The following is a 21,091-nucleotide window of genomic DNA, read 5'->3' as shown; positions in this document are numbered from 1 at the left end:
TTTACAACACCCCCATTAGATAAACTACTGTAAAGATAAATACCCATACCACATCAATAAAGTGCCAATAAAGACTAGCAATGTAAAACTTAGGTGCATTGTATAAGTTCAAACCTCTTTTACTATTTCGAATCATTAATGCAACAATCCATGATAATCCAAATACTACGTGTCCCCCATGAAATCCTACTAGTGTATAAAAGGCAGATCCAAAGGCTGAAGAACGTAATGTGAATTCATAATGATGGATATAGTGATAGAATTCGTAAATTTCAAGTCCTAAAAAACCTAGTCCTAATGCAACTGTAATTCCAAGCCATAATTGCATTTTTTTGAATGCATTGTTCTTCATATGATACATTGCATATACACTTGTTAAAGAACTAGTAAGTAGTAGCATTGTCATAATAAACACTAATTCTAAAGTAAAAAGTTCTTCTGAAGATTTTCCACCATTTGTTGAATTATTTAATGCTAAATACGTACCAAATAAGCTTGCAAATAATACTGTTTCTCCTCCAAGGAAAAACCAGAAGCCAATAAATTTATTTTTTCCTTCTAAGGTGGCTTTTTCAGGATTTAGAGGCATCTGTTTTGGATTCAATACATCATGTTCACTCATTATTCCTTAGCCTCCTTCTCTAAATCTTCCTTATGAATGTGATAACCTAAATCGTCTTTAATAGAACGTGTTAACATCGCACCTAATGCAATCCCCATTCCAATAAAGATTAAACTCAACCAAATTGCATCATACTTTTGATAGATAAAACCAAATCCAGCGATAAAGAATCCTAAAGACATTACAAAAGGTAAGATAGAATTATTAGGCATGTGTATGTCACCAATAGGTTCTGCTGGTGTCATTCCACTTCTTCCTTCTGTTTTCTCAATCCATAGTGGATCAAGTCCTCTAACTAATGGTAATTGCTTAAAGTTGTAGAACGGTGGTGGTGATGGAATAGCCCACTCTAATGTACGAGCATCCCACGGATCTGGACCAACTTTTTCACCTTTAACGGACGTAATAACAACATTGTACAGTAATACAATCGTTCCTAATCCCATTAAGAATGCACCAACTGTACTAATCGCATTACCTAAATCTAAATTTTGATCTTCTAAATATACCCAGTATCTACGTGGCATTCCCATTAAACCTAAGAAGTGTTGAATAAAGAATGTCATATGGAAACCGATAAAGAATAACCAGAAAGTTATTTTACCTAATGTTTCATTCAGAATTTTCCCGAACATTTTCGGCCACCAGTAGTGTGTTGCTGCGAATAATGCAAATACAACACCACCAACGATTACATAGTGGAAGTGTGCAACTACGAAATAACTATCATGGAACTGATAATCTGCTGAAGCTGCTGCTACCATTACACCAGTCATACCACCCATTGTAAATGTAGGAATAAAACCAAGCGAATATAACATAGCAGTGTTTATCGTAATATTACCGCCCCATAATGTAAATAACCAGTTAAATATTTTGATACCTGTTGGGATCGCAATTGCCATTGTTGCCACAGCAAATATCGAGTTAGCTGCTGGCCCCATCCCTACAGTAAACATGTGGTGAGCCCAAACCATAAATCCTAAAAAGCCGATTAAAACTGTAGCAAAGACCATTGCAGAATATCCAAATAGTCTTTTTTTAGAAAATGTGGAAATGATTTCACTGAAAATACCGAATGCCGGCAATGCTAATATATATACTTCAGGGTGTCCAAAAATCCAAAATAAATGTTGCCAAATTACCGCATTCCCACCCATATTCGGATCAAAAAATCCTGATCCAAATAGACGGTCAAACATCATTAAAAATAGTCCGACTGTTAATGCAGGAAAAGCGAATAGAATAAGTGCACTTGCAACAAATGCTGTCCATGTGAACAATGGCATACGCATATATGTCATACCAGGAGCTCTCATATTAACGATTGTTACAAGGAAGTTAATACCACCTATTAATGTTCCAGCACCTGAGATTTGCAAACCTAAAACATAATAATCTACACCTTCTCCAGGTGAGATAATAGATAATGGTGCGTATGCTGTCCAACCAGCATCTGCTGCGCCTCCTGTAATCCAACCAACATTAAGTAAAATTCCTCCAAATAGGAATAGCCAAAAACCTAATGAATTTAAAAATGGAAAAGCAACATCACGTGCACCAATTTGCAGTGGTACCACTGCATTCATAAATGCAAATATTAAAGGCATTGCTGCCAAGAAAATCATAGTAGTGCCGTGCATTGTTATCAACTCATTGTATAACCCTGCACTGACAAAATCATTCATTGGTTTCACTAATTGCCATCTTATCGCTAACGCTTCTAGTCCTCCAACAATAAAGAAGAATCCACCAGCAATTAGATACATAATAGCAATTTTTTTATGGTCAACAGTTGTTAAGTAATCCCACAATGTTGAGCCAAAACTTCTCTTATTCGTAGCTACCATTGTACTCACGATGAGTTAACCTCCTTTTTTTCATATCTTAAATACAAATTATTGCGCACTATTTGGTGTAATCTCAGATGGCTTCAATTGCATCAAATACTCCGCAATCTTCTCTGCATCATCCTGTGTGATTTCACCTTTATTTTGTAAATATGGCGCACCTAACATACCATTGCCTGGTTTTTTAGAATTTGGGTCCATAATCCATTCAACTAATTCCTCTTCATTGTGTTCAAGTACACCAGCAATTGTTGTTCGATCCCCAAAGTTTGATAAATTCGGTCCTGCTGAAGGTGTATTATCAATCGCGTGACATCCAATACAACTTTGTTCAAATATTGCTTGACCTTCTTGTGCAGTAGTTGTTTCAGGTTGAACATCTTTGTTCACATTTTGTAAATCTTCAACCCATTGTGCATATTCTTCTTTGCTTACAGCAATAATTTTAAAATCCATTAATGAGTGCGAATCACCACAAAACTCTGCACATTTACCCCAATATACTCCTTCTTCGTGTGCTTGGATATACATCGTATTTTCATTATCTGGGTTTACATCCATTTTACCTGATAACGCAGGTACCCAGAATGAATGGACTACATCACTAGATAGCATTTTTAAATATACTTTTTCACCAACAGGAATGTATAAATCTTGACTTGTTTGAATTTCTTCATTTGCATATTCAAAATGCCACCAGAATTGCTTTCCTGTTACATTAATAGTAATGCTATCATCTATTTCTGATTGATCAGCTAAATCATATGTAACCAATATAGTCGGCACTGCAATAATAATCAGTAATAGAATTGGAATAACTGTCCACACAATTTCAAGTGTCTTGTTCCCTTCCACTTGCTTTGGAATGACATTTTCCTCGCCTTTCTTTTGACGGAATTTCCAAACTACATAAATGAAAATTACCATAACGACAATAAAAACTACTGCCATTACTATAGTACTAATTGTAATGACTTTTAAAGATTCTTCTGCCCCATAACCCTTGGGTATAAATGTTGTTAAATTTTCTTTACCACATGCGGAAAGAAGTAACACCATTAAGGAAAATAAGGACAATGTACGGATTTTTCCCATCCATTCTTTCATTCGTTATACCTCTCTTTCTATAGTTAAACTAATAAAATATTTAGAAAAACTTGAAATATCAAGTTCTACTTAACAATTAAAATAATGCAGTTGGAAAACTTATTGTAATCATAAGTATGAAAATAACGGTTAAATAAAGTAACGAATATAGAAACATCTGATTTGCCCATTTCTTATCATTATTCCCAACTTTGAACCCTTTTAATGCTAACATTAACCAAACTACATTCAATATAGATGCAATTACTACAAATACAGTTCCTAAATCATTCATAAAGAATGGAATTGGAAGTAAACATATTATGTATACAAGCATTTGTCTTTTCGTCATTTTAAATCCATACACTACAGGAAGCATTGGTATATTTGCTATTTTATATTCATTTACCTTTTTCATTGCAATCGCTAAGAAATGAGGCGTTTGCCAAATAAAAATAAGTAAGAACAATAGCAATGCGAATGGATGTAAGTTTGGATCAATACACGACCATCCAATTAAAGGTGGAATTGCTCCAGATAAGCTACCAACTGCAGTATTAATAGTGTATTTACGTTTTGTCCACATTGTATACAAAACGACATAACTGAACCACCCAACAAAACCAATAATCGCAGTTTGAGGGGATGCTAATAGTAAAATAGATAAACCAACAATCGTTAAAGAGATTCCAATAAGAAGTATATCACCTAACTTCATTGTACCTGTCACTGTTGGACGTTTTTTCGTTCGATTCATTACTTTGTCAATATCTCTATCATAATAATTATTGAGAACGCATCCACCAGCAATAATGAAGGCAGTTCCGAATACACACACTAATAACATATGCCAATTTGCATAGAAAGAAGTACTAGTAAAGTATAATGCTAACCAAAAACCAGCAAATGCGGTCATTGTATTTGAATTGATGATGCCAATTTTTAATAGTTGCTTCAGATCAGCCCAACTATATAAATAGCTCTTTTTTATATATGATATCATTTGTTCATTTGACTGTAACTCTACTTTACTCAACGTAGATACCCCCTTTCTATGTTTTGTAAACGGATAAGTTGTTTTAACTATTAGCAATGCTATTGTAACATGTATTTGATGTGTTCGCTATTTTACTTAAGGAATGTTTTATAATTGTGACATTTTTGTGAACAATTATTTTTTTTCAAAAAATGATCGATAATTGTCTACTTTTTTGTTATAATAAATTAGAATTAATTGAAACATTTGTACTATTTATTTCTAGCATAATATATGAAAGTTTGGCAAGACTTTTATATATATTTGTATACAGAATTTAATTTTATCTATATATTTAACTTAGATAGTAAAACTTAATATAGTAAAGCTTTTGATTTGTGTGAGGTTCTACTCCCCACTAATCAAAAGCTTGTATTCATGTCCGCCATTCCTGACCTTCTCTCAAATTTTAGGTGTGGCGGACAATTACATTTTGTTTAGAAACATGAATGAGGTGGAACAATGTTTAAAGCGTTAAAGATATTAGCAGTCGCTTCCACACTGTTAATGATTTTTGTATTAGTTGGTGGTGCTTTAGTTACAAAAACTGAATCTGGTATGGGGTGTGGAGCAAACTGGCCATTTTGTTATGGGGAATGGTCCATGGAGATGTTTATTGAGTTAAGTCATCGTATTGTCTCTGGACTAGCTGGAATTACCGTTCTTTTATTATCTATACTTTCCTGGAAATTAATCGGACATATTAGAGAAACCAAGTTCCTTGCATTTATTTCTATTTTTTTCTTAGTTTTGCAAGGGTTAATCGGAGCTGCCGCTGTTTTATGGTCACAATCAGATTTCATTCTTGCATTGCACTTCGGTATATCTTTAATCTCATTCGCAGCTGTACTATTACTTACTATCTTAATATTTGAAATTGATCAACGTTTTGATGCAGAATCATTAATTATTTCTAGATTCTATCGCAAACAATTTATCTATTTAACTATCTATATTATGGTAGTAGTTTATTCAGGAGCACTTGTCAGACATATTGATTCGAGTCTTGCTTGTCCAAATTGGCCATTTTGTGTGAATGCAGCACCTTTTACACTCGACAATAATCTTGGACAATGGGTACAAATGGGACACCGATTATTAGCAGGATTAGCTTTTATATGGACATGGATACTATTCTTTAAAATCCGAAAAGATTATCCATCTAAAAAAGTAATGATAACAGGTTGGGGCATCCAAACACTCTTTATTACAATACAAGTAATTTTAGGTGCACTCATCATTTTTACAAAACTCAATTTAATCATCGCACTACTTCATGCATTAGTCATTACATTATATTTCGGCTTATTATGTTACTTCTTATTATTATCCTACCGGAGTATAAAATGAGATTTTTCTAATAAGAGAAATACTACATAATCAAAAAAGGTTCTTTCTTACTTTTCTGTAAGAAAGAACCTTTTTAACTAAAATTTTTATTGATTCACTTTGTATATTCTTTTATTATTATATACTTTGAATTTTTTCTTATTCTGGTTTGTATCATCAGCTTCAGATGTAGTAGTTTCTAATTCACGGTATGTTCTTTGGTAATTTACATGTCTTGCAATATTATTTAATACACCAACAGAGAACAAAGAAACAAGTAAAGATGTTCCTCCATAACTAACAAATGGTAATGGTACACCTGTGATTGGCAACAATCCACTTATCGCACCTAAATTAATCGTAGTTTGAATACCGAACATTGCGGAGATACCTATCGCTAATAAACTACCGAACTTGTTCTCACATTTCATCGCGATAAAAAACCCTCTTAGTACAATAATTGCAATACAACCAATAACAAAGACAACACCTATTATACCTAATTCTTCTGCTACTACTGCCATAATAAAGTCACTTTCTGCTTGAGTAAGATAGCCTAGCTTTTGAATGCCTTGTCCAATACCCATACCACTTAATCCACCTGTAGCAATAGCAATATATGATTGAATCAAGTGATATCCACTCACATCTGGGTCTTGAAATGGCGAGTAAGCACCTGTAAAACGTGATATCTTCTCATCTGTTACCATATAAAAACTCAACATAATTAATACAGTTAAGCCGATTACAATTAAAAATGATAAATGTCTAAATTTGATACCAGAACTAAAAATTACTACACATGCAATAGAGAAAACAATCCCCGCTGTACCAATATCTGGTTGTTGAACAATTAAGCCTAGTAAAATTACAGTAACAACAAGTGGTGGTAATACTGCCTTAAAAAAATCATCAATATACTCTTGTTTATTCGTATAAACTGCTGCTAAATACATAACGAGACCGATTTTTACGAATTCAGAAGGCTGTACAGAGAAAGGTCCAATTATAATCCATGATTGAGAATTATTAATTGTTTTACCAAATAACATTACTCCAACAAGCGAAAGAATTAGAAAGAGTATGATAAATTTCGTTAGTTTTTGATAAAACTTATAATTAAAGAAACATGCAAAAAGAAAACCAACAAGTCCTAATCCTAACCATATTAATTGTTTGACCATCATATAATATGCCGGATTACCATCTAAATAGGAAGTAACCATACTTGCACTATAAATCATCACAACCCCAAACCCAGCTAAAATAAGTGGCGGGAACATTAATAAAAAATCAAATGTTTTTCGTTTTTGTTTCATATATGTATACCTCGTTATACACAATTTTAATCATTATAGTAAACAATAATACTTGTGCTTTATTTTAACATAGAATAGTCTTACATCCTATCAAACTACTGAATAATTATGTAAATGTTTGAGAAGAATATAAAAACCTTGCCAAATTAGGCAAAGTTTTATCTTAATTACTTATAATTTTTGAGAAGCTTCATGTAACACATTTAATTGTCTTTCTAAATCTTCTAATAATTTCTTACCGTCAGCTTCTTCTACTAAATTAAGTCTTACAGCAAAATCGATTTCTCTTGATAGTCCATACATTTGCGTATCTAACACTTCTTCATAAAGTGGACACTGCGGCATTGTTAAATTATCTATTTGAACTTTTATTAATTGTAAAATCTTGTCTGCATCTGCTTTTAGAAGGGCATATGCTTGCTCTTCTTTATTTACAGCCACATCAGGTATCAAAGAAATCCCCTCCGTCTAAAAACTTCTATTATTAATAATATCGTGAATATAGTAAAAATGCAAGATAATACAAAACTTACATTTGAAATAATTATATTCTTCTTATCTACTAATAATGCAATTTATTAGAACTTCTGCTATTCTAATATGGAGGTGATAGAAATGATTATACAAATTAAAGGAAATGTAAAATTCCCTATAACACTTGATCCTAGTGTATGGATTTTTGATGATCGTAAAATGGTATTAGAAGAAGCATTTGACAAAAAGAATACATTCACTGAAGTAATCGAAGAATTCTCTGGTCAAGATAGCAATCGAGTGAAACCACAAGTACATAATAGCATTAAGAAATTTAATAAAAATGAATTATTGACCAACTCATATGTGATGCCTATTTTCGATTTCTTACAAACAGCAGAAATACATTCAGATGCCCAGATTGCAATGATCAAATCAGAAAAAAACTATTTAGAAGTAACAATTGATGAGGTATTAAATAGTGTATTACTTTTTGCAATAGATGGTAAACAAATTAAAACAGATGGTCCTGCATATTTCATTTTTGGAGATGGAAGAAATAAAGACGAGCCATTTAAGAATGTAACAGAGATATACTTTCAATAGTATTCCATATGTATATTGCGAATTTAGAAAAATGAACCCTTCATAATTGTATATGTATATTTTCCATAAATAGACGAAAAATATACATATACAAAAGGAGGGTTTATTTATGTATAAACTTATTATATTTCTTCTACTATTAATGCTATCAGTAGGGTGTCAACAAGAAGAGGATCATGCTCAATCTGCAAAAGAGAAGGATAGTAAAGTTGTGCAAATTAGTAATTCCAATCAAGATCCCACAATCAAGCCATTGAATAATGAAGAAAAGGCACAATATTTAGCTAACTTAGCTAGCTCTATACCCAATGTAGATAATGCTACTGCATTAATAACGAATCGAGGCGTAATCGTTGGTATTGATGTTGATGATCAATTAGACCGTTCACATGTTGGATCGATTAAATATTCTGTACTAGAAGCAATGCAACATGACCCTCATGGAGCTGATGCAATTGTTGTGGCTGATCCTGATATTTATGAACGTTTGAAAGGAATGGGAGATAAAATTCAACAAGGACATCCAATTGATGCGATAACAGATGAACTTGCAAATATTACAGGACGATTAATTCCTGAATTTCCTCTCGACGAGAACAAAGAGAAAAATATCGATGAGAATAAACAAATATTAGATGATAAAGAAAAGAAAGAACTTGAAGAAATAACTGATGAACAATCAAATCACCAAAAGGATCGTTAAACTCGATCCTCTTGGTGATTAAGATTAATCTATTCTCTTACTTTATTGTAGTAATTTACTCCAAATTGTGAACCTTCAGAAACCATGTCCGCATTTTCGATTCCTGATTCTTCAGGATGTCCTGCTTCTCTAATTGGCATATTATTATTTTGTTTAAGAGAGTTGGTGAAGTGTTTTGCTTTCTGAATTAATCTATCTCTTCTACTTTTATCCATCAATAAATAAGAAACTGTCGCAACACCTGCTCCACCTAAAACTTTTAATAATTTATTCTTACGCATTCTATCCTTCCTTTCTACTATTTCTTATTCTTATAAGTAGTATACCCTTACTCAATAAGCTAAAACCTAAAAAGTATGGTACAATGATAATAAAGATACAGAATAATTTAAAAATTACTTATCAGAAAATATAGATGAAGTACTATAAATTGCTAAATCAAAATGAGGTGAATGTATGCGCGTTAAATGTGTAATATGTGACAATATAAATAAAATTAATTCGGATAGCCCAGAAGCAAAAAAATTAAGAAATCGATTAATTCACACGTATATGTGTCCCACTTGTCATGATCGCATTAAAGAAAAGACCATCCAAAGACACCAAACAGGCCGATTTAAATTATATAAAAAAGAAATTATAGAAGACGAATTTTTATCGTAAAAACAAAAACAACGGATCTTTATCCGTTGTTTTTTCGTTCGCTGTATAATCTTATTCGATAGATTCCCATTACAATTGCAATGATGAATAAACTCTCTGCTAAAGGTAAATTCAAGCCAAATATCAATGTTAAAAAGAACATTCCAATAAATAATAGTATGTAAATAATCAATGATTTTAATGGACTCAATTTTTTAGCAAATCCAAATTTATATGCCAATATTGCAAATAATACAATTGTTAAATATAAATAAAAAAATCCTTTAATCAACATCGCCATTTCATCACTATTATTCATATTTACTTCATTTCCAAGACCACGCATAAAGAAATCCGCTACAGGCCATAAATTGTCCGGTACTTTGATAATATTGTTTTGCATGACTCTCCCCCACTAGTAACTATTTCATAAATTCTATCATACTAAAATAGAATATGATATGCTAGTGTTAATATAAATACATGAGGTGAATATATGAGAAACATTCAATTTATTCCATTGTTATTAGCACTATTAGTTATCGCATCCTTTTCTGCAACAGGTATCGGGATCGCTATGAAAAATACCACAATGATTATCGCAACAATTATTTTAGGATTCGCGATTATGGGTATTGGTTTGAGAAGAAAAAGAAAAAGAATGCATTGATTAATAAGCGGAATCGATACTTCCGCTTATTTTAATTCAATATATTTATTTAATAGTTCGTCAACAACCATGTGATTACATGCAATAATTGTGTTATTTTCTAAGAAATTAACTCTATCTCCGTTTGCTTGGATTACTTTTCCACCTACTTCTTCTATTAATAAATATCCCGCTGCAAAATCCCACGGCGCTAAGTTCATTGTAATATATCCATCAATAATACCTTCTGCTACATAAGCAAGTTCTAATGCCGCTGATCCATACCCACGTGTACCACGACTATCAATGATTAATTGTTGAATTTTTTTCTCATTTACCTTCTTGTTTTCACATGCTAGAATACTGTTTAATGCAAAGATAGATGTAGCAAGTTGTACATCGTCTTTTAATTTCGACAGTTTCGTATCATTTCTATATGCTCCTTCACCTTTTAAGGCAGTATATAATACGTCATCCATCACATTATAAATTAAACTAATTTCGGCTATACCATTATGAATAATTCCGATAGATATTGCAAAATTCCGTTTCTGGTGTACAAAATTCATTGTTCCATCTATCGGATCAATAATCCAAACTGTACCATCTAATGATTCTACTTTATCGCCATATCCTTCTTCACCAATAATCAGGTGATCTTTATATGTACTTCTTATTTTGGAGGCAAAATACTTCTCTGTCTCTTTATCAACTTCTGTAACCAAATCATTCGGATTAGATTTTGTATCAACTTGAAATTCGCTTTTCATTCGTTCCCTAATGTTCTCCCCGGCTTCTAATACCCATTGCTTGGCATTTTCAAAAATGGTTTGTCTTGTCGATTTATTCATTCTCTTTCCTCCCAAATTATAAGATAAATATATTTTAGCAAAGATTTCAAAAAATATGAAATATAGCTATTCAGTTGCATTTTATTTATAATTAATATAATATAAAAATTATAATAATTAATAAAAGGGTGACATCTATGATATTTAGTGGCTTTAAATCAGATGACTTTGAAACATTTTACTTAGACGGTTTGGATGAAAGAATGCAGGCAATCCAGACAAGGATACAACCTAAATTCCAAGCAATTAGTGAAGAAATTCTTCCATTCCTAGAAAAAGAATTAGATAAAGACATGTATCTTCATATTGCTAAGCATGCACGCAGAACTGTCAATCCCCCAAATGACACTTGGTCAGCCTATTGTGATAATAAGAGAGGATACAAAAAGCATCCACATTTTCAAATAGGCTTGTGGCATGATCATGTGTTCGTTTGGCTTGCATATATTTATGAATTACCACACAAAAAAGAAATTGCGAGTAAATTTAAACATGATATAGAGGATATCAAGAAAGTTATTCCTGCTGATTACTATATTTCGCAAGATCACATGAAGAATGAAGCGACTATTTTTAAAGATGTAGATTTTGAGAGAGTATTAGATCGCTTCGAAACAGTGAAGAAAAGCGAGCTATTGATTGGTAGACGTTTTGATAAAGATGATGATGTGCTAAAAGATGGTAAGGCATTTGTAGATGAAGTAAAACAAACTTTTTCTCAATTAAGACAAGTGTACCTTTCTTCATTAAATATTTAATCTAAAGATGTAGCCTCTTGCTACATCTTTATTTTGTCTTTTCCATTTAACGTTTTTGCCTTTTGTATGACACGATAAGGTATATATGTTGTTTGCTTCTCGAAATCACGATCTAACTGTTTTTCTTCGCTTTTTGATGGGACAATCTGTTTAAAACGTTTGTATGCTATCAATATATCTTGTTGTAATACTCCATTAGTATATGCTTTCTCAATTAACGTATAATAATTCACAACATCAATTATTTCATTTGTTGACCAACTGTCATTTAACGGATAACTATAATTCATTCTATCGACTCCATTTCCTTACATATCTTTACGAATTAATAGTAACACAATTACTTATTTTAAAAAATTATATAGCTATTCTATCTTCAATTTGCTATAATACCTTTTGTTTTATATCACTTCAAATCAATTATCATGAACAAGAAGGAGCAGTACTTTTAATGTATACACAAAATGATACCCCACTATTTAGTGGATTATTACAACATATTCAAAAGAATCCAAAACAATTTCACATTCCTGGACATAAAAAAGGCAAAGGAATGCATCCTGAATTCAAGGAGTTTATCGGCGAAAATGCTCTTGCAATTGATTTAATTAATATCGAACCACTCGATGACTTACACCACCCTCAAAAAATGATTAAACATGCACAAGATTTAGCAGCAAAAGCCTTCCATGCTGATCACACTTATTTTTCTGTGCAAGGTACGAGTGGCGCGATTATGACAATGATTATGAGTGTATGTGGTCCCGGAGATAAAATTATTGTACCAAGAAATATACATAAATCAGTATCGTCTGCGATTATATTCTCAGGTGCTATCCCTATTTTTATACATCCAGAGGTAGATCATAAATTAGGATTTTCTCATGGCATCACTCCAAATGCTGTTGAAAAAGCTTTACATGCACATCCAGATGCAAAAGGGGTCTTTGTGATTAATCCTACCTATTTTGGTATTGCAGCAGATTTAGTAAAAATTGTAGAGATAGCCCATCAATATCATATTCCTGTTCTTGTAGATGAAGCACACGGTGTACACATTCATTTTCACGATGATTTGCCATTATCCGCAATGCAAGCAGGTGCAGATATGGCTGCAACAAGTGTACACAAATTAGGTGGCTCTTTAACTCAAAGCTCGATATTAAATATAAAAGAAGGATTAATTAACCCAGAACGTGTGCAAGCAGTAATGTCAATGCTAACAACGACATCTACCTCTTACATATTATTAGCATCATTAGATGTCGCACGTAAATATTTAGCAGAACAAGGTCATGCATTACTAACAAAAACGATTAAAGAAGCACATCGAGCACGTAATTATATAAATTCTATTACCAATCTTTACTGTCCTGGTGAAGATATGCTTGGAAGTGAAGCAACTTTTCATTATGATCCTACAAAGTTAATCATTTCAGTAAAGAATTTAAGTATAACTGGTCACGAAGCGGAAGTATGGTTAAGAGATAACTTCCAAATCGAAGTAGAATTATCAGATATGTATAATATTCTCTGTATCATCACACCAGCTGATAGTGAAGAAGATATAAATTATTTGTTACATGCATTAGAGGAATTATCTAATCATTATGATACGACTAATGAGGAACAATCCCTTCACGTACATGTTCCAGATATCCCAATTTTAGCTGTGAGTCCAAGAGATGCTTTTTACGCAGAGTATGAAGTAATACCATTAAGAGATTCAGCCGGAAGAATCAGTGCAGAGTCTATCATGGTATATCCACCTGGAATCCCAATTTTTATTCCTGGTGAGATTATTTCCATTGAGAATTTGGAGTATATCCAAGACAACATTGAATCAGATTTACCAGTACAAGGGCTACATGATACATCTCTTCAAACTATTAGAGTATTAAAAGAACACCATGCATTTAAATAAAAAAAGCACGACAGTTTTCAATACTATGGGATGTTTTGCCCTAAGAGCCACTTTTTAAGTAATCTTCGCTTAAATAGTTAGCTTAGGATAAAAAAACACGGACAGGGAAACGGACAAGCCGAAGAGGTTTTAAAAGCTCAAGATAACCAATAGAGTGATATCTCACTATCCTTCTAAAACGCATGTACGTATCAAATCCAAACGATTCGGTAAATAACTTTCGAATTGTTTGGATTTTTATTATGAAAGAATTGTTTTGTCCCAATCTCCATTTTTATAAAGTGCCTTCTATACATACTCATGGTATTTGAATAGTGCTCGGATCTAGAATTTCATATCCCTCTTCTCTTAATCCACTAACAATATCTGAAAGCGCATCTTTTGTCCATTCACGGTCATGCATTAATAAATTCGCACCAGGTTTAAGCAGTGAATAATCAATATCTATCTCTGGTGCTTCACCTGAAATCATCGCTTCTGTTAATTTTTCACTATTCATATATGGTTCAAAATAATCATAGCCATATGTCCAATTCATTAATAGCATGCCTTCACTTTTTACTAATTCTTTAGCGAAATCTGTATTATCCCCATGAGGCGCTCTAAAAAATACCGGTTTTTCGCCGATAATCTCTTCAATTAAGTCATTTAATTTCACAATTTCTTTTTGTTGTGTAGCTTCATCTACAACAGATAATTGTTGATGGTTGTATGTATGGTTTCCAATGTGAAATCCCATTTCATGAATTTTCCGTAAATTAGCTTTACCTTCTTCTGATTCTAAGAAATGACCATTCACAAAAAATATAGCATCTGCATCAAGTTTCTTTAAGATTTCTGCCATTTCGACTGCATATTTATCCGGTGCATCATCAATAGTTAATAACACTACATTTTTATTTGTTGTTTCATTTAGAGGGATAAAATCAGAGTTCTTAGTCATTTGATATTGTTGCTTGCTTTCTTCATTAATTACGTCTTCTGTGTCTTCTATCGCTTCATCTGAATCGACATCTGTTTCTTCTTCTACAGGAATAGATTCCGAATCATTTTTATAGTCATCTGATTCTATTTTTTCATTTGCTGTAGTGTTTTCCTCTTTCTGCTTACTTTTATCCTCTGTACTATCGTTATTACAGCCAACTAATAGTAAGAACATCACGCCTAATACAATAAGTGCATGCCATTTCATTTATTTTATCGCCTCCATAATATGTAGCAAAAGAGCCTGCAAATGCAGGCTCTAATGAATATTTATTTTACAATATGAATTGGAGTTCCAATAGCTACTTCTGCAGTTTCCATTGTAATCTCCCCTAATGTAGGGTGTGCGTGTATTGTTAATGCTAAATCTTCAGCTGTCATTCCAGCTTCAATTGCTAAGCCAATTTCTGATATCATGTCACTTGCGTTCGATCCAGCAATTTGGCCACCAATAATCAAGCCGTCTTCTTTACGAGTTACAAGCTTCATAAATCCTTCGCTTGCATTCATAGATAATGCACGACCATTAGCTGCAAATGGGAATTTAGATGCAACAACATCATATCCAGCTTCTTTCGCTTGCTGTTCCGTATATCCAACAGAAGCTAATTCTGGATCTGAGAATACAACTGCAGGAATTGCATTATAATCAATTTCCGCATTTTCTCCAGCAATTACTTCTGCAGCAATCTTACCTTCATAAGAAGCTTTATGAGCTAATGGAGGTCCAGCAACAATATCACCAATAGCGAAAATATTGTCTACACTTGTACGACATTGGTTGTCAATTTCGATTAGACCACGATCAGTCATTTTAATACCAACTTGCTCTAAGCCAATATCAGCAGTATTTGGACGACGACCAACAGTTACTAATACATAATCCGCCTCAACAGTTTCTTCTTTACCGTTTGCTTCATATGTTACTTTCACACCATTATCTGTTTCTTCTACACCTTTAGCCATTGCTTCTGTTACGATTGTAGTACCTTTTTTCTTCAATGATTTCTTAACAAGAGCACTCATTTGTTTTTCAAATCCACTTAAGATATCTTTCATACCTTCTAAAATGGTTACTTCTGTACCGAAGTTTGCATATGCTGTACCTAATTCAGTTCCAACATATCCCCCACCGATAACAACAAGTTTTTTAGGGATTTCTTTCAAATTCAAAGCACCTGTTGAGTCTAAGACACGCTCAGAATATTTAAATGTTGGTAATTCAATTGGTGTAGAACCTGTTGCAATAATACAGTTCTTAAAAGTATATGTTTGTGAACTTTTATCATCCATTACTTTAACTGTATTTTTGTCAACAAAGTATACTTCACCACGTACGATATCTACTTTGTTACCTTTTAGTAACCCTTCGACACCACCAGTTAATTTTTTAACTACTGATGCTTTCCATTCTTGAACTTTTGAGAAATCGACAGTTACTTTTTCTGATTTAATCCCTAAAGTTTCATCACCATATGCATATTCCATACGATGACCAGCTTGGATTAGTGCTTTTGATGGAATACATCCAACATTTAAACAAACACCACCAAGTTCACCTTTTTCAACAATCGTAACTTTTTGGCCTGTTTGTGCTGCTCTAATTGCTGCAACATATCCCCCAGGTCCAGCGCCTACAACAAGTGTATCTAGTTCAATTGGAAAATCTCCTACTACCATTTATTACCCCTCCATCATAATTAATTGTGGGTCTTCTAATAATCTCTTCACTTGATTTAAAGCCATTTGTGCAGTAGCCCCATCAACAATTCTGTGATCAAAACTCAATGATAATGCTAATACTGGTGCAATAACAATTTCACCATTTTTAACTACAGGTTTTTCAGCAATACGTCCAATACCTAAAATAGCAGCCTCAGGATAATTGATTACTGGAGTAAACCATTGACCACCAGCAGAACCGATGTTACTGATTGTACAAGAAGCACCTTTCATTTCGTTTGGAGCTAATTTACCATCACGAGCTTTTCCTGCTAATTCATTAATTTCTTGTGATACACCAAAAATTGATTTACGATCAGCATTTTTAACAACTGGTACTAATAAACCTTTATCTGTGTCTGCTGCGATACCAATGTTGTAATAATGTTTTTGAACAATTTCATCTGTTGCATCATCAATTGAAGCATTAAGAATTGGATATTTTCTAAGTGCAGAAACTAATGCTTTTACAACATATGGTAAATATGTTAATTTAATTTCTTGTTCTGCAGCAATCGGTTTGAATTTCTTACGATGCGCAACAAGCTCAGTAACATCAACTTCATCGTGTAGTGTTACGTGAGGAGCAGTGTGTTTAGAGTTAACCATCGCCTTAGCAATTGCTTTACGGATACCGCTCATTTTTTCGCGTGTTTCAGGGAATTCACCTTCTGGAATAGAAGCAGCTCCACTATTAGAAGCAGTCGCTTTATCTTCTGATTTTACATCTGTTTCTTCAGAAGATGATTTTTCTACTGAACCACCATTTAAGAATGCATCGATATCTTCTTTTAAGACACGATTATTTTTACCAGAACCAGAAACCTCAGTAATATCTACATTATTGTCACGTGCATATTTACGTACAGATGGCATTGCAATTACTCGGTTATTTGGATCTTTTTGTTCTTCTTTTGCTACTGTCTTTTCAGCTTTTTCTTCTTTTGCTTCTTCTTTAGGTTCTTCTTTTACTTCTTCTTTCGTATCATCCGAACCAGCATCTTCATATCCTTCTGCATCAATAGTAATGATTGTTTCACCTACTGTTGCAACAGAACCTTCTTCAAAATGTATTTCTTTTACAGTACCATCAACAGGTGAAGGAATCTCCACAACTGCTTTGTCATTTTGTACTTCACATAGTACATCATCTTCTTTTATTTCTTCGCCTGCTTTAACAAACCATTTTACAATTTCACCTTCGTGGATACCTTCTCCGATATCAGGCAATTTAAATTCAAAAGCCATTCTGATGACCTCCCGTCTTGTTTAGTATTAGAAATTGATGACTTTATTTACTTTTTCAATAATATCATTGTAGTTTGGCAACCAAACTTCTTCTGCTTGTGTGAATGCATATACAGTATCTGGTGCAGCTACAGTTAAAATTGGAGCTTCTAAATGTAAGATTGCACGTTCTTGAATATGTGAAACGATATATGAAGCCATTCCAGCTTGTCTTTGCGCTTCTTGAACCATTACAACACGGTTTGTTTTTTCAACAGATTTCAAAATTGTTTCGAAATCTACTGGCATAACTGTACGTAAGTCAATTACTTCCGCTTCGATACCGTCTTTTTCTAATTCTTCAGCTGCTTTTAATGCAGAGTGAACCATTGCACCATAAGCGATTAATGTCACATCTGTACCTTCACGTTTCACTTCCGCTTTACCTAATTCAATAGTGTATTCTTCCTCAGGTACTTCTTCACGGAATGAACGATATAATTTCATATGCTCCAAGAACACTACAGGGTCATTATCTCTAATAGAAGAAATTAAAAGACCTTTTGCATCGTATGGAGATGAAGGAATAACTACTTTTAGACCTGGTTGTTGCGCAACTAAGCCTTCTAATGAATCAGCGTGTAGCTCAGGTGTATGCACACCACCACCAAATGGAGAACGAATCGTAATTGGCGCATTCATTGTGTTACCTGAACGATAGCGCAAACGAGCCATTTGTCCACTAATTGCATCCATTGCTTCATAGACAAAGCCAAAGAATTGGATTTCTGGAACTGGACGGTATCCTTGTGTTGCTAAACCAACCGCAATTCCTGCAATACCAGATTCAGCTAAAGGCGTATCGAATACACGATCTTCACCGAATTCTTTTTGAAGTCCTTCAGTCGCACGGAAAACCCCACCATTTTGGCCGACATCTTCTCCAAAAACTAGTACATTTTCATCATTTTTTAGTTCTACACGTAAAGCATCAGTAATTGCTTGAATCATTGTCATTTGAGCCATGATTTACTTCGACTCCTTTGCTTGATATTCTTCCAATTGTTCCTCCAAGTGAGCTGGAAGTTTTTCATACATGTTATTAATCAGTTCAGTAACTGTTTGTTTCGGTTGTTCATCTGTTTTCTTGATTGCTGCTTTAATTTCTTCTTTTGCTTTTTCAATTACTTTGTTTTCTTCTTCTTCAGACCATAATCCTTTATCTTCTAAGAATTTACGGAAACGTACGATTGGATCTTTTTTCTCCCATTCAGAATCCATATCTTCTGTACGATAACGTGTTGGGTCATCTCCTGCCATTGTATGCGGACCATAACGGTAAGTAAGTGTCTCAATTAATGTAGGACCTTCACCGTTAATAGCACGTTCTCTAGCTTGTTTCGTAACAGCATATACTGCTAAAACATCCATACCGTCTACTTGCACGCCATCAATTCCCGCTGCAATAGCTTTTTGAGCTAGCGTTTTAGCTTTTGTTTGTTTTTCTACAGGAACTGAAATCGCGAATCTATTGTTTTGCACAACAAAAATTGCTGGCGCATCATAAGCACCCGCAAAGTTAATACCTTCGTAGAAATCACCTTGTGAAGTACCACCATCACCAGTATAAGTGATTGCAACTGCCTTTTTACCACGTTTTTTCATACCCATCGCAACACCAGCTGCTTGTGTATATTGTGCACCAATGATAATTTGTGGACTTAGTGCATTGACACCTTCAGGGAATTGATTTCCATGAAAATGACCGCGTGAGAATAAGAATGCTTGATATAAAGGAAGTCCGTGCCAAATTAATTGTGGAACATCACGATATCCTGGTAATATGAAGTCTTCTTTTTCTAACGCAAATTGCGTTCCTAATTGTGAAGCCTCTTGACCAGCTGTTGGTGCATAAAATCCTAAACGTCCTTGTCTGTTAAGAGCAATGGAACGTTGGTCTAATATTCTTGTATAAACCATGCGATACATTAATTCTTTTAATTCTTCATCTGAAAGATCAGGCATTGCATCTTCATTGACGATTTTACCTTCTTCATTCAGAATTTGAAACGTTTCAAATTGTTCTTCAATGTTTTCTAAAATACGTTTCAAAAAAAATCACCTCTTCCTTTCTCAATCCCAAATTTTAATTTATCAGAAATAGCTTTCCCAAAAGATTAAAAAATCTGTACCAAAAACATTATTATTGCTATACCCTAATGAAGCTTTTTTAATCAATTGTCACAATAAAAAAACTGTTACATAAAAAAAGCAATTAAATATTGGTACAATTTTTATTCATGTATAGTTTAGCTCATTCATGTCCTTAGGTCAAACACTTTGCAACATTTTATATATTTTTTTATCCTGTATTCTAAGAGGTCTTCTTTCCCTTTTTAATCCATAACTTTCCCATCTGTTTCAATTTCATTTAATAACTGTATTAATATTTTAAAGCAAAACAAAAATATCTGTGTAAAATAGATGTTCCACAAGTTTATTCTTTAATCGAAAAAATTAAATAATAGAAAAAACTCCCCATTAATTGGAGAGTTAATCTTCAAATACGACATTTAAATCTGCAGCTTTATAAAATTCTTCTTTTAGAATGTTGTATGAATCTGTTAATTCATTAAATTGATTATTTAAATCAAGAACTTCTTCATATAATTTGTTGACTGTATTAATTTGCTCTGTTAATTCTTCTTCTGTAAGCTCTTCTTTTACGAATAATTCATATAGCTTCACATCTTCATTCAAAGAATTTTGATATGCTTCGTTCAGTTTATAATACGTGGAGAACCTTTCTTCCATCACTTTTGCCATTTCTTCTGCTTTTGCAGCAACTTCTTCTTTCAATTCAGGCACATACTCACTTATATTGCCAAATTCTTTTTCAGCAGCTTCAATACTTTCTTTTTCTGTCGCTAACATTTCTCTTCTCTTATCTATATTTGTTAAAGCTTCTTCCTGCAATGTTTTGATTTGGTCCATTTCGTCAGATGATAATTCAATAAGTTCATTATAAATGGTTTGATCTTCTTCTTCTAATTTCATAAATGGTTCTTGTTGATCAGCAAAAGGTTGTTCCAATTCAACAGATTTTTCTAAATGCTCATACATTTTGTCTGCTGCATTTTCTCCGCTACAACCCGCAAGAATAATACTTAATGCAAAAAGTAATACTATTTTTTTCATCTACTATAATCCCCTTTATATAAATTGACATGATACTATTGTAGTATATCATAATTATAGTGCAAAATATTGTATCATTCCCATATTTCGTTATATGATAAACTATATACG

23 protein-coding genes are annotated in these 21,091 nt (G+C 33.2%); 7 read left to right on the top strand and 16 right to left on the bottom strand.

Annotation, left to right across the window (positions count from 1 at the left end; genetic code table 11):
- Nucleotide 1 precedes the first annotated feature (1 nt).
- From ACFOZ1_RS05615 to cyoE, 4 genes are all read right to left on the bottom strand, one after another.
- Complete coding sequence (locus ACFOZ1_RS05615) at nucleotides 2-622, bottom strand: cytochrome (ubi)quinol oxidase subunit III (RefSeq protein WP_390196907.1); 621 nt, start codon at nucleotides 620-622, stop codon at nucleotides 2-4.
- Nucleotides 622-2,472, bottom strand: coding sequence for a cytochrome c oxidase subunit I (ctaD, locus tag ACFOZ1_RS05610; protein WP_390198068.1), 1,851 nt, complete (start codon nucleotides 2,470-2,472; stop codon nucleotides 622-624). The genes ACFOZ1_RS05615 and ctaD overlap by 1 nt, the downstream gene beginning before the upstream one ends.
- A gap of 48 nt (nucleotides 2,473-2,520) precedes the next feature.
- Nucleotides 2,521-3,579: a cytochrome c oxidase subunit II gene (gene coxB / locus ACFOZ1_RS05605; RefSeq protein WP_390196904.1), complete on the bottom strand. Its 1,059-nt coding sequence runs from the start codon at nucleotides 3,577-3,579 to the stop codon at nucleotides 2,521-2,523.
- A 76-nt stretch (nucleotides 3,580-3,655) separates the two neighbouring features.
- On the bottom strand, nucleotides 3,656-4,594 hold the full coding sequence (gene cyoE, locus ACFOZ1_RS05600) for a heme o synthase (protein WP_390196902.1): 939 nt from the start codon (nucleotides 4,592-4,594) through the stop codon (nucleotides 3,656-3,658).
- A gap of 462 nt (nucleotides 4,595-5,056) precedes the next feature.
- Between cyoE and ACFOZ1_RS05595 the strand changes: the two genes are divergently transcribed.
- Nucleotides 5,057-5,944, top strand: coding sequence for a COX15/CtaA family protein (locus ACFOZ1_RS05595; protein ID WP_390196899.1), 888 nt, complete (start codon nucleotides 5,057-5,059; stop codon nucleotides 5,942-5,944).
- Nucleotides 5,945-6,030: 86 nt separating this feature from the next.
- Here ACFOZ1_RS05595 and ACFOZ1_RS05590 read toward each other — a convergent pair whose 3' ends face one another.
- Nucleotides 6,031-7,242 (bottom strand): FtsW/RodA/SpoVE family cell cycle protein, encoded by a 1,212-nt coding sequence (locus ACFOZ1_RS05590; RefSeq protein ID WP_390196896.1) that lies wholly within the window; start codon nucleotides 7,240-7,242, stop codon nucleotides 6,031-6,033.
- Nucleotides 7,243-7,413: 171 nt separating this feature from the next.
- Entirely contained in the window at nucleotides 7,414-7,695 is a 282-nt protein-coding gene (locus tag ACFOZ1_RS05585; RefSeq protein ID WP_390196893.1) for an Fpa/YlaN family protein, read from the bottom strand.
- A gap of 162 nt (nucleotides 7,696-7,857) precedes the next feature.
- Here ACFOZ1_RS05585 and ACFOZ1_RS05580 point away from each other — a divergent pair, with 162 nt between their 5' ends.
- Entirely contained in the window at nucleotides 7,858-8,322 is a 465-nt protein-coding gene (locus tag ACFOZ1_RS05580) for a hypothetical protein (RefSeq protein WP_390196890.1), read from the top strand.
- Between the two features lie 109 nt (nucleotides 8,323-8,431).
- Nucleotides 8,432-9,025 carry a YhcN/YlaJ family sporulation lipoprotein gene (locus tag ACFOZ1_RS05575; RefSeq protein ID WP_390196887.1) on the top strand — a complete coding sequence of 198 codons (594 nt, stop codon included), beginning with the start codon at nucleotides 8,432-8,434 and terminating at the stop codon, nucleotides 9,023-9,025.
- A gap of 29 nt (nucleotides 9,026-9,054) precedes the next feature.
- Here ACFOZ1_RS05575 and ACFOZ1_RS05570 read toward each other — a convergent pair whose 3' ends face one another.
- The gene (locus ACFOZ1_RS05570; protein ID WP_390196885.1) at nucleotides 9,055-9,306 is read right to left on the bottom strand and encodes a hypothetical protein; all 252 of its coding nucleotides are present in this window, start codon (nucleotides 9,304-9,306) and stop codon (nucleotides 9,055-9,057) included.
- Between the two features lie 175 nt (nucleotides 9,307-9,481).
- On the opposite strand from ACFOZ1_RS05570, the gene ACFOZ1_RS05565 reads away from it, so the two are divergent.
- Nucleotides 9,482-9,688, top strand: a complete 207-nt coding sequence (locus tag ACFOZ1_RS05565; protein ID WP_390196883.1) for a YlaI family protein — start codon at nucleotides 9,482-9,484, stop codon at nucleotides 9,686-9,688.
- Between the two features lie 19 nt (nucleotides 9,689-9,707).
- Here the strand turns inward: ACFOZ1_RS05565 and ACFOZ1_RS05560 are convergent, their stop codons facing one another.
- Complete coding sequence (locus ACFOZ1_RS05560) at nucleotides 9,708-10,070, bottom strand: YlaH-like family protein (RefSeq protein ID WP_390196880.1); 363 nt, start codon at nucleotides 10,068-10,070, stop codon at nucleotides 9,708-9,710.
- 93 nt (nucleotides 10,071-10,163) lie between these two features.
- Between ACFOZ1_RS05560 and ACFOZ1_RS05555 the strand changes: the two genes are divergently transcribed.
- Nucleotides 10,164-10,337, top strand: coding sequence for a DUF5325 family protein (locus ACFOZ1_RS05555; RefSeq protein ID WP_390196877.1), 174 nt, complete (start codon nucleotides 10,164-10,166; stop codon nucleotides 10,335-10,337).
- A 26-nt stretch (nucleotides 10,338-10,363) separates the two neighbouring features.
- Here the strand turns inward: ACFOZ1_RS05555 and ACFOZ1_RS05550 are convergent, their stop codons facing one another.
- Nucleotides 10,364-11,167 (bottom strand): inositol monophosphatase family protein, encoded by an 804-nt coding sequence (locus ACFOZ1_RS05550; protein WP_390196874.1) that lies wholly within the window; start codon nucleotides 11,165-11,167, stop codon nucleotides 10,364-10,366.
- 137 nt (nucleotides 11,168-11,304) lie between these two features.
- Between ACFOZ1_RS05550 and ACFOZ1_RS05545 the strand changes: the two genes are divergently transcribed.
- On the top strand, nucleotides 11,305-11,925 hold the full coding sequence (locus ACFOZ1_RS05545) for a YktB family protein (protein WP_390196871.1): 621 nt from the start codon (nucleotides 11,305-11,307) through the stop codon (nucleotides 11,923-11,925).
- Between the two features lie 20 nt (nucleotides 11,926-11,945).
- Here the strand turns inward: ACFOZ1_RS05545 and ACFOZ1_RS05540 are convergent, their stop codons facing one another.
- Nucleotides 11,946-12,215 carry a UPF0223 family protein gene (locus ACFOZ1_RS05540; RefSeq protein WP_390196868.1) on the bottom strand — a complete coding sequence of 90 codons (270 nt, stop codon included), beginning with the start codon at nucleotides 12,213-12,215 and terminating at the stop codon, nucleotides 11,946-11,948.
- A gap of 161 nt (nucleotides 12,216-12,376) precedes the next feature.
- On the opposite strand from ACFOZ1_RS05540, the gene ACFOZ1_RS05535 reads away from it, so the two are divergent.
- Nucleotides 12,377-13,849, top strand: coding sequence for an aminotransferase class I/II-fold pyridoxal phosphate-dependent enzyme (locus tag ACFOZ1_RS05535; RefSeq protein ID WP_390196865.1), 1,473 nt, complete (start codon nucleotides 12,377-12,379; stop codon nucleotides 13,847-13,849).
- Nucleotides 13,850-14,147: 298 nt separating this feature from the next.
- Here the strand turns inward: ACFOZ1_RS05535 and ACFOZ1_RS05530 are convergent, their stop codons facing one another.
- From ACFOZ1_RS05530 to ACFOZ1_RS05505, 6 genes are all read right to left on the bottom strand, one after another.
- Complete coding sequence (locus tag ACFOZ1_RS05530) at nucleotides 14,148-15,041, bottom strand: polysaccharide deacetylase family protein (protein ID WP_390196863.1); 894 nt, start codon at nucleotides 15,039-15,041, stop codon at nucleotides 14,148-14,150.
- Nucleotides 15,042-15,103: 62 nt separating this feature from the next.
- Complete coding sequence (lpdA, locus tag ACFOZ1_RS05525) at nucleotides 15,104-16,513, bottom strand: dihydrolipoyl dehydrogenase (RefSeq protein WP_390196861.1); 1,410 nt, start codon at nucleotides 16,511-16,513, stop codon at nucleotides 15,104-15,106.
- 3 nt (nucleotides 16,514-16,516) lie between these two features.
- Complete coding sequence (locus tag ACFOZ1_RS05520; RefSeq protein WP_390196859.1) at nucleotides 16,517-17,803, bottom strand: dihydrolipoamide acetyltransferase family protein; 1,287 nt, start codon at nucleotides 17,801-17,803, stop codon at nucleotides 16,517-16,519.
- 27 nt (nucleotides 17,804-17,830) lie between these two features.
- Nucleotides 17,831-18,808: an alpha-ketoacid dehydrogenase subunit beta gene (locus ACFOZ1_RS05515; protein WP_390196856.1), complete on the bottom strand. Its 978-nt coding sequence runs from the start codon at nucleotides 18,806-18,808 to the stop codon at nucleotides 17,831-17,833.
- A gap of 3 nt (nucleotides 18,809-18,811) precedes the next feature.
- Complete coding sequence (gene pdhA, locus ACFOZ1_RS05510) at nucleotides 18,812-19,894, bottom strand: pyruvate dehydrogenase (acetyl-transferring) E1 component subunit alpha (protein ID WP_390196853.1); 1,083 nt, start codon at nucleotides 19,892-19,894, stop codon at nucleotides 18,812-18,814.
- Between the two features lie 441 nt (nucleotides 19,895-20,335).
- On the bottom strand, nucleotides 20,336-20,980 hold the full coding sequence (locus ACFOZ1_RS05505) for a YkyA family protein (protein WP_390196851.1): 645 nt from the start codon (nucleotides 20,978-20,980) through the stop codon (nucleotides 20,336-20,338).
- Between the last annotated feature and the right edge of the window lie 111 nt (nucleotides 20,981-21,091).

Origin of the sequence: Gracilibacillus marinus (genome assembly GCF_042651725.1) — a bacterium.
GTDB lineage: Bacteria > Bacillota > Bacilli > Bacillales > Amphibacillaceae > Gracilibacillus > Gracilibacillus marinus.
This window is presented reverse-complemented; position numbering and strand designations above follow the sequence as displayed.

Bases quoted from the DNA above. Each gene is read 5' to 3' on its own strand.
- ACFOZ1_RS05615 (WP_390196907.1), bottom strand. From the start codon at position 622: ATGAGTGAACATGATGTATTGAATCCAAAACAGATGCCTCTAAATCCT.
- ctaD (WP_390198068.1), bottom strand. From the start codon at position 2,472: ATGGTAGCTACGAATAAGAGAAGTTTTGGCTCAACATTGTGGGATTAC.
- coxB (WP_390196904.1), bottom strand. From the start codon at position 3,579: ATGAAAGAATGGATGGGAAAAATCCGTACATTGTCCTTATTTTCCTTA.
- ACFOZ1_RS05595 (WP_390196899.1), top strand. From the start codon at position 5,057: ATGTTTAAAGCGTTAAAGATATTAGCAGTCGCTTCCACACTGTTAATG.
- ACFOZ1_RS05590 (WP_390196896.1), bottom strand. From the start codon at position 7,242: ATGAAACAAAAACGAAAAACATTTGATTTTTTATTAATGTTCCCGCCA.
- ACFOZ1_RS05580 (WP_390196890.1), top strand. From the start codon at position 7,858: ATGATTATACAAATTAAAGGAAATGTAAAATTCCCTATAACACTTGAT.
- ACFOZ1_RS05575 (WP_390196887.1), top strand. From the start codon at position 8,432: ATGTATAAACTTATTATATTTCTTCTACTATTAATGCTATCAGTAGGG.
- ACFOZ1_RS05570 (WP_390196885.1), bottom strand. From the start codon at position 9,306: ATGCGTAAGAATAAATTATTAAAAGTTTTAGGTGGAGCAGGTGTTGCG.
- ACFOZ1_RS05565 (WP_390196883.1), top strand. From the start codon at position 9,482: ATGCGCGTTAAATGTGTAATATGTGACAATATAAATAAAATTAATTCG.
- ACFOZ1_RS05560 (WP_390196880.1), bottom strand. From the start codon at position 10,070: ATGCAAAACAATATTATCAAAGTACCGGACAATTTATGGCCTGTAGCG.
- ACFOZ1_RS05555 (WP_390196877.1), top strand. From the start codon at position 10,164: ATGAGAAACATTCAATTTATTCCATTGTTATTAGCACTATTAGTTATC.
- ACFOZ1_RS05550 (WP_390196874.1), bottom strand. From the start codon at position 11,167: ATGAATAAATCGACAAGACAAACCATTTTTGAAAATGCCAAGCAATGG.
- ACFOZ1_RS05545 (WP_390196871.1), top strand. From the start codon at position 11,305: ATGATATTTAGTGGCTTTAAATCAGATGACTTTGAAACATTTTACTTA.
- ACFOZ1_RS05540 (WP_390196868.1), bottom strand. From the start codon at position 12,215: ATGAATTATAGTTATCCGTTAAATGACAGTTGGTCAACAAATGAAATA.
- ACFOZ1_RS05535 (WP_390196865.1), top strand. From the start codon at position 12,377: ATGTATACACAAAATGATACCCCACTATTTAGTGGATTATTACAACAT.
- ACFOZ1_RS05530 (WP_390196863.1), bottom strand. From the start codon at position 15,041: ATGAAATGGCATGCACTTATTGTATTAGGCGTGATGTTCTTACTATTA.
- lpdA (WP_390196861.1), bottom strand. From the start codon at position 16,513: ATGGTAGTAGGAGATTTTCCAATTGAACTAGATACACTTGTTGTAGGC.
- ACFOZ1_RS05520 (WP_390196859.1), bottom strand. From the start codon at position 17,803: ATGGCTTTTGAATTTAAATTGCCTGATATCGGAGAAGGTATCCACGAA.
- ACFOZ1_RS05515 (WP_390196856.1), bottom strand. From the start codon at position 18,808: ATGGCTCAAATGACAATGATTCAAGCAATTACTGATGCTTTACGTGTA.
- ACFOZ1_RS05505 (WP_390196851.1), bottom strand. From the start codon at position 20,980: ATGAAAAAAATAGTATTACTTTTTGCATTAAGTATTATTCTTGCGGGT.